Source organism: Amycolatopsis sp. NPDC031561 (genome assembly GCF_055580625.1).
This window is the reverse complement of record NZ_JBVILA010000056.1, coordinates 1-7,128: the sequence shown is the minus strand read 5'-3', so window position 1 is coordinate 7,128 and position 7,128 is coordinate 1. Positions and strand designations below refer to the sequence as shown.

General features: G+C 69.2%; 6 protein-coding genes. 1 reads left to right on the top strand and 5 read right to left on the bottom strand.

Translation table 11 applies throughout. The features are described 5' to 3' along the window. Positions 1 to 549 precede the first annotated feature (549 nt). From ACZ5IK_RS45155 to ACZ5IK_RS45140, 4 genes are all read right to left on the bottom strand, one after another. Entirely contained in the window at positions 550 to 1,173 is a 624-nt protein-coding gene (locus ACZ5IK_RS45155; RefSeq protein ID WP_465493354.1) for a hypothetical protein, read from the bottom strand. 232 nt (positions 1,174 to 1,405) lie between these two features. After that, positions 1,406 to 2,062 (bottom strand): response regulator, encoded by a 657-nt coding sequence (locus ACZ5IK_RS45150; protein WP_410598659.1) that lies wholly within the window; start codon positions 2,060 to 2,062, stop codon positions 1,406 to 1,408. Continuing rightward, positions 2,041 to 3,111, bottom strand: coding sequence for a histidine kinase (locus ACZ5IK_RS45145; protein WP_465493353.1), 1,071 nt, complete (start codon positions 3,109 to 3,111; stop codon positions 2,041 to 2,043). Before ACZ5IK_RS45145 ends, ACZ5IK_RS45150 begins: the two co-directional genes overlap by 22 nt. Then, positions 3,104 to 4,207 (bottom strand): sensor histidine kinase, encoded by a 1,104-nt coding sequence (locus tag ACZ5IK_RS45140; RefSeq protein ID WP_465493352.1) that lies wholly within the window; start codon positions 4,205 to 4,207, stop codon positions 3,104 to 3,106. The genes ACZ5IK_RS45145 and ACZ5IK_RS45140 overlap by 8 nt, the downstream gene beginning before the upstream one ends. Positions 4,208 to 4,439: 232 nt before the next feature. Between ACZ5IK_RS45140 and ACZ5IK_RS45135 the strand changes: the two genes are divergently transcribed. Continuing rightward, complete coding sequence (locus tag ACZ5IK_RS45135) at positions 4,440 to 6,086, top strand: choice-of-anchor A family protein (RefSeq protein WP_465493351.1); 1,647 nt, start codon at positions 4,440 to 4,442, stop codon at positions 6,084 to 6,086. Here ACZ5IK_RS45135 and ACZ5IK_RS45130 read toward each other — a convergent pair. Continuing rightward, on the bottom strand, positions 6,083 to 6,961 hold the full coding sequence (locus tag ACZ5IK_RS45130) for a DUF2268 domain-containing putative Zn-dependent protease (protein ID WP_465493350.1): 879 nt from the start codon (positions 6,959 to 6,961) through the stop codon (positions 6,083 to 6,085). The two genes, ACZ5IK_RS45135 and ACZ5IK_RS45130, sit on opposite strands and share 4 nt — an antisense overlap. Between the last annotated feature and the right edge of the window lie 167 nt (positions 6,962 to 7,128).

Below are 7,128 nucleotides of genomic sequence, written 5' to 3'. Positions count from 1 at the left end.
ACCCGGACCACAGTGGACACACCGGATGCGACGACCGGTGATCCACCACGACCACCAACCAAACACATGATCAACAACCACCATCAAGATCACCCAACAAGCACACCGGTGGATCCAGGTTGAGTGTCTCGATTCCTTCATCGTCGATGGGAGTGTTCCGGTCTCGGTGCTTGATCAACGGAGGATTGGGGACACTCATCGTCCCCGATCCTCCGTTGATCAAAACCGTGCCACCCCCACAACCCCGCGGACGGCAGCCGAGCGGGGAAGATTTGAGACGCTCAACGTCCCGAATCCTCCCCACTCACCCAGGATCCAGTGGGTAGGCAATACGGGTCCACCAGAACGATCTCTACCACTCACGCCCCCCCCGCGAACCACTCAAATCGGGCAAAGATGCGCCGGAAGTGTCCTCTGCGGACATTCGAGGAGCGTGTCAGGCCACGGGTGACGAGCCCACTCCGTCACCCCTGCGACCAGCGGATAGCCGACTTAGCCGGACCCTGGCGCTGGACGCAGTGAAGGGGGCCTTCACGGAGAGATGATTCCCTACTTCTTCCAGATGACCGGCTTGTCCTTGTAGCCGTCGCTGTCGGTGTAGGTCGCGCCGCCGACCTCGCCGCCGTCGCGGATGGCCTGGAGCTCGCAGGTCTCGTAGGTCGCGCCGGCCGCCTTGAAGTCCTTCTTCGCCGTTTCGGACTGGCACTGCGGGGTCTCGCCGGTGATGATCACGCCGGTGCTCTTGTTGTTCGGGCCCACCGCGCGCAGCCGCACCGTGCTGTAGGTGAGGTCCGTGCCGCCTACGTTCTCCACTGACATCCGGATGTACACCGGCGTCATGCCCTTGGCCTTCTCGCCGTAGGCGGCGAGGTCTTCCTTCGCGCCCAATTCGATCGACTTGACGGTGATCGCGACGGTGCCGGTCTTGTCGGTGCCGTACTTGAACGGGACGACGGCGCGGTCGCCGACCTTGAGTTCGCTGCCGGGCGCGGTGGCGTCCGCGTTCGAGACCGGGACGGTGCCGCTGGTCGCGGGCGAGGACGCGGGAGCCGACGTCGGAGCGGGCGAAGGGGCGGGGGTCGCGTTGCCCGGTTCCTCTTTGCCGCCGCACGCGGAAAGCAGCAGCACGGCGGCGCAGCCGGTGGCGAACAGGGCGATGCGATGGGACTTCATGGATCTCCTCGGACTTCTCGCCGAATTCGGCTCAGGCGTGCTCGCCACGCACCGTAATCGACACGGGAGTAGGGCTGTGTGGGCCGTTCGCACCACAAACGATCACGAATCGGTTGCGCTGATCAGCCCAGCGGTGGTCACTTCGTCCAGCTGACCGGGCCGTCCTTGCACCCGCCACGCACCGTAATCGTCGAGGAGGTCCGCCGGTGTGGCCCGTTCACACCACAAGCGATCACAAATCGCTCACACCGATCAGCCCGTCCTGGATCGCCCGCGCGACGAGCGCGGCCTTGGTCGGGGCGTCCCTGCCGATCTGGGCGTACTTGACCCGGATCCGCTCGAGATGCGAGTTGACCGTGTTCGGCGAGATCCCCAGCCGGTGCGCGACGAAGTCCTTCGACTCGGACTGGAACCACTCGATGAGCACTTCCGTTTCCCGCGCCGAGAGGGCGGGACGCCGCTCCGAGCGGTCCCCGGCGAGCGCGCCCGCCAGCGACGGCGGCGTGTACGACCGGTCGGCGGCCGCCGCGCGCACGGCTTCGAGGAGATGTTCGGCGCCCTCGGCCTTGGTGAGGTAGCTGAGCGCGCCGAGTTCGAGGCACTGCAGGACGGTCTCGTCGTCCGCCCGCATCGAATAGACGACGACGCGGCGGCCCGCCTCGGTGAGCCGACGCAGATCGCCCATCGCCGGGGTGGTGCTGTTCAGGTGCAGGTCGAGGATGACGACGTCGGCCTGCGCGCCTTCGCCGATCCAGGCGGCCCGCACGTCCTCGCCCTCGGCCACGACGGTGACCGGCGGGGTGCCCGAGGACAGCCAGTGCACGACCCCGGCCCGCACGGCCGGATGATCGTCGACGACCACCGCGGTCAGTTCGGTCGCGAACGCCATTTCGCCTCCATCCACGATCGTTCTCCCAGTGCGTGCCATTCGACGTCGACGGCGCCCGATCCGTTCGGCCGCGCGTCCGGTTCACCGTCCGTGATCGCCGCGACCCGGATTTCGTCGCCGGTGCGGAGCACGCTGACGCGCGCCTGCGACCGGGCGGCGACGAGCGCGGTCATCAGCGGGCTGGTCAGTTCGCGCCGGACCGCCGTCGGCACGGGCGCCGGTTCGCCGCTGACCGCCACCGTCACCGTCAGGCCCCGCCGCTCGGCGAGATCGACGCACGCCGACACCTCGTGCATCAGCGGGTCGGGCACGTCGTCGTTCTCCGCGAACAGCCGCCGCAGCTGTGTGGCGGCGAGCGCGCACCGTTGCCGGACCACTTCGTCACGCGGGTCCAAGGTGCGGTCGGCCAGTCCGGCGAGCAGTGGCAGCGTGGCGCCGAGCTGTCCGGCGAACCGGCTCTTCTGGTCGGCCTCCTGTTGCTCGGCGAGCGCCTTGCGGTGGGCCAGCCGGTCCCGTTCGAGCAAGGCCTCCGTGGCTTCGCCCGCCCGCCGGTTGACGACCCGGACCAGTGCCAGCGTCGCGACCTGGAAGGTGATCACGCTGAGCCCGACGATCACGACACCGCCGATCTCGAACCGGTCGGTGGGCGCGGACGCCACGAGCCGGGCGAGGGTGAGCGCGAGTTGCGCGCCGAGGGCGACGACGGCGGCCACCGGACGGTCCAGCAGCAGGACCAGCAGATGCCAGCCGGCCAGGCCGAAGACCCAGTGCCGCTCGCCGAACAGTTCGCCGGACGGCACCGCCCAGGTCGCGATCGCCGAAGCCGCCAGCACCACCGCGGCCATCGGCATCGCCGCGGGCCAGGGGACCGCCCGGCCGCGCAGCACCCAGAACGCCGCGACCACCAGCACCGCCCCCAGCGCCGTGAAGGCGGATCCGCTCGCGGTGCCGCTCACCAAGGGCAGGCTGAGGCCGACCTGGATCACCGCTGTGACGATCAGCAGCGCGATCCGGCAGCCGCCGAGGACCCTGTCCGCCGTCTCACCCATCGGGCCACACCAATTCCACCGTGGTTCCGGCCCCGGGCGCGGAAGTCACGTCGGCCCGGCCGCCCGCCGCGGCCATGCGCTCGACGAGCGATCCCCGGACACCTCGCCGGTGGGCCGGGGTCCGCGACGGGTCGAAACCGCGGCCCTCGTCCCGGACCGTCACGCGCACACCGGCGTCGACCTTCAGCCGGGCCTCGCCGACGCCCGCGTGCCTTTCGACGTTCACCAGCGCCTCCCGCACGGCCCGGACCAGCGCGAGCGCGGCCGCCGCGGGGATCGGCGGGACCGGCGCCCAGTGCGACTCGACCTTCACCGGGCTGTGCGCGAGCACGCCGCGTAAGGACGTCTCGAGGTCGACCTCGCCGCCACGGCCGGATTCGCCGGTCAGGATCGCGAGATCCCGGCGGGCGTACTCGGCGACCTCGGCCGGACCCGCGGTCTCCCCGCGCTGGGCCACGGTGAGAAAAGTGGCCGCCGCCGTGTCGTGCAGGACGGCCAGATACTCCCGTTCCTGACGTCGTCGTTCCACGGCAAGGGATTCCTCGCGCGCCAGCCGGGCCCTGCGAGCGCGGAGACGGTCGATCCGGCGCGTCGTGCGGGACAGCAGAAGGAAGGCGCCTCGCGCGAGCGTGGCTTCGAGCAGCACTCGCAGCACCACCGAGAGACCGTCCTCGAAGCCGAGCGGCACCACCTCGATCGCGAGCAGGCAGGCCACGGCGGGCACGGTGATCTTCGGCGGCCATTCCCATTGCAGGGTGATCGCGGTGACGGTGAGGACGTTGAGCGCCCACTGGTTCAGCTCGCCCGCCTCGGGCGCGGTCAGGAACTGGGTTCCGCAGATCGCCGCCGCGCGCACCAAGGTCAGCGCGAACGCCACCGGCCTGCCCCGGCCCGTCTTGCCAGCCAGATGCTCGGCCACGGCGGTGACCAGTGCGAGCGCGAGCAGGCCGAAGCCGAGCGGGAGCGCGCCCGTCGGTGTCGCGAGCACCCCGAAAACGCTGATCACCAGCAGCCCGGCACCCCGGGCCGGGCCGGCGAACCGGCCGACCACCGCCAAGAACTCCGCTTCTACGGAGGTCTCACGATCTGACGGCACGGGCAGCAGTCAAGCAGACGGCTTCAGGACCCGCAGGCCCAGGACCCGCCAGGTCAGGGCCGAGTTCGTGAAGGGTCCTCGCGGGACGATGACCGCGTCCGGGATTTCCTGCTCCACCAGTAATTTCATTCTCTATAAAGCCACGATTGGGTGGGTTACTACCCTCGCCCGGTCGGGGGTAATTTCGGATTCCGATTGTGTCCATCCGGTCGATGGGCACAAGAATCGCCCCATGCGTGCAAGGCGGTTCGCCTCTATTTCTGCCGGTGCCGCCGCGGCGGTGTGCGTGGCGGCCCTCGTGGTCGCCGACGGCGCGGTCGCAGCCCCGTTACCGGGCGGTCTGGGACCGTGCGTCGGAGCCGATTGTCCCGGTAAATACCCGCCGGTGAACAACCAGGACTACGCGGGACGGGACAACGGCATCAATGTCTTCGTCGGCGGTGAATTCCAGGTACGCGAAGCGGCGGCGGAAGCCGAAGGCCGAGTCGTCGTCCTCGGCAATTTCGACATGGCGAAACGGGAGGGCGTGTCCGCCATCTACAACGTCGGCATCGCCGGCGTCGGCTCGCGGGTCCCGCCCTCCGACGGCGCGGACTTCCTGACCACCGGCGGGAACGTGAGTGTCGCCTCGCCGCAACGGCTGGTCGCCGACGACGGCGTCGTCCGGCACGCGGGGGCCGTCACCGGGACGGTGGACGGAACGCTCACCAAGGATCCCGACGCCGCGAAGCCCTATGTCGGCCTGCGCGAGGATCTTCGGGTGGCGAGCCAGTGCTACGCCCGTGAAGGCACCACGCCCCGGCCTGCCACGGGCACGGCGCGCAACGAGGGATACCGCACTCTGTTCACCGGCGACGGGAAATCCGCGTTGCAGGTGTTCACCGTGGACTTCGACGTGACCGCGGCCAACGGCGGTATGCAGGGCATCGAGTTCGAAGGCATCCCGGCCGGGGCGACGATCCTGGTCAACATGGTCGGGGCGGCCCGGACGATCAACACCTTCACCGGCGACCCCGGCGACACCGACCCGATCAACAAGCTGCGGGAACGCCTGCTGTGGAACTTCCCGGACGCCACCAAGGTGAAGATCGCCGGTGGCGCCCAGTTCCAGGGAAGTGTGCTGATCGGCGATCCGGGAAGCACCGCGACGGTCACCGCGTCCGGGATGAACGGCCGTTTCTTCACCACGGGCACGCTGGTGCACTCCTCCGAGGCCACCGGCGGTGGCGGGCAGGAGTTCCACGCCTACCCGTTCAACGGCGACCTGCCCGACTGCGGCACCACGCCGACCACGACGCCGAGCAGCTCGACCTCCACGTCGTCGTCTTCTTCGAGCTCGACGAGCCCGACCACGACCAGCAGTTCGCCGACGAGCAGCAGTTCTACGACGACCTCGTCGTCGACCACCACGTCCTCGTCTTCGACTACCTCATCGTCGAGCACTTCGTCTTCGACGACTTCGTCCTCGACCACCTCGTCCTCGACTACCTCTTCGAGCCCGACGAGTTCCAGCACCACGTCCAGCAGCAGCACGACCTCGTCGAGCCCGACAAGTTCGAGTAGCAGCGCCACTTCGTCGAGCCCGACGAGTTCCAGCAGCTCGTCGTCCAGCAGCACGCCGTCGTCGAGCTCGTCCAGCAGCACTTCGCCGACCACCAGCAGCAGTACGTCGAGCACCACGCCGGGACCCGGCGTCACGGCGAGCACCACACCCGGGCAGCCGGGAGCGACCGCCCCGGGCGGCGGGCCATCCGACGGCGGCCCGCTGGCCTCGACCGGCAGCGAGGTCCGCGGCCTGCTGGTTCCCGGCCTGTTCCTGCTGCTGCTCGGTGGCGCGCTGGTGGCGATCACCCTCCGGTCGAGGCGCCGCGAGTCCTAGGCGAGCGCGGTGTCGATGATGTCGCGGCGGTCCGCCAGCAGGGCCTCCGCGGCGGTGCGGCCCGTCGCCGCCAGGTAGGCGTCGACGAGACGGTTGCCGACCGCGTACCCGGCGCCGGTCGGCAACCCGACAGGCGTGCCGCCGTAGCGGACGGCGCTCTCGTCACCGTGCACCCAGGCCACGAAGTTCTGCATACCGGTGATCTCCAGCCCGGAGACGACCTTCGCGAACACCGCGTCGTCGTGCAGATGCGGCACGCCGATGCGGGCGTAGCCGAGTTCGTCGCCGTACAACTGACGGGCGAACGCGTCGGCCAGCCCCTCGGACACGATCTGCTCGCCGACGGTGACCGTCGCCGGATCCCAGATCACCCCGCCGGGGCTGTAGCGGAGGTTGTGGTTCAGTTCGTGGACCGCCGTGGCCTCCAGCCGCGCCAGGTTCTCCGGATACGGCCAGAAGTTGAGGTAGATGTAGCCGGACATACTGCCGTTCGCCGACATCCCCAGGTTCGGCCCCATGAAGTGCGCGTCGCCGGGGTCACCCAGAACGGTGAGGACGGTGATGTCCGGTACCGCGAGCCCCGGCGTCGCCGCGACCTGCGCGGTGACGGCGTCTTCGAGCGCCCGCCGGATCCGGTTCCAGGCGTCGGCCTCATGCAGCGCTTCGAGGGCCTCCAGGCAGCGCTCCTCGTCACGGTCGAGCGGGAAGCCGGAGCTCATCGCGTGCATCGCGACGAGGTCGACGTCGCCGGGGAAGTAGCGGTACATCCCGGTGGCGGGTTCGACCATCGCCTTGAGCAGCGCGGCGCGGTCCGCCTGCGGCGCGCGGAGGATCCCGCGCATCGCCGGGTAGGTGTCGAGAACCTTGATCGTCATGGGAGAGACGCTAAAGGCTCCAGTGGGTGGAGACTCAAGCCCTCGTGAGTGGTAAGGACGGTTCTAACCGCGTGTCCTGTTTCAGGACTTCGTGAACAGATGTGTTTCAGGACTTCGTGAACGGTTTCTGGTTGGTGAGACGTTGGTAGCGTACTGAGCGGTCGAGT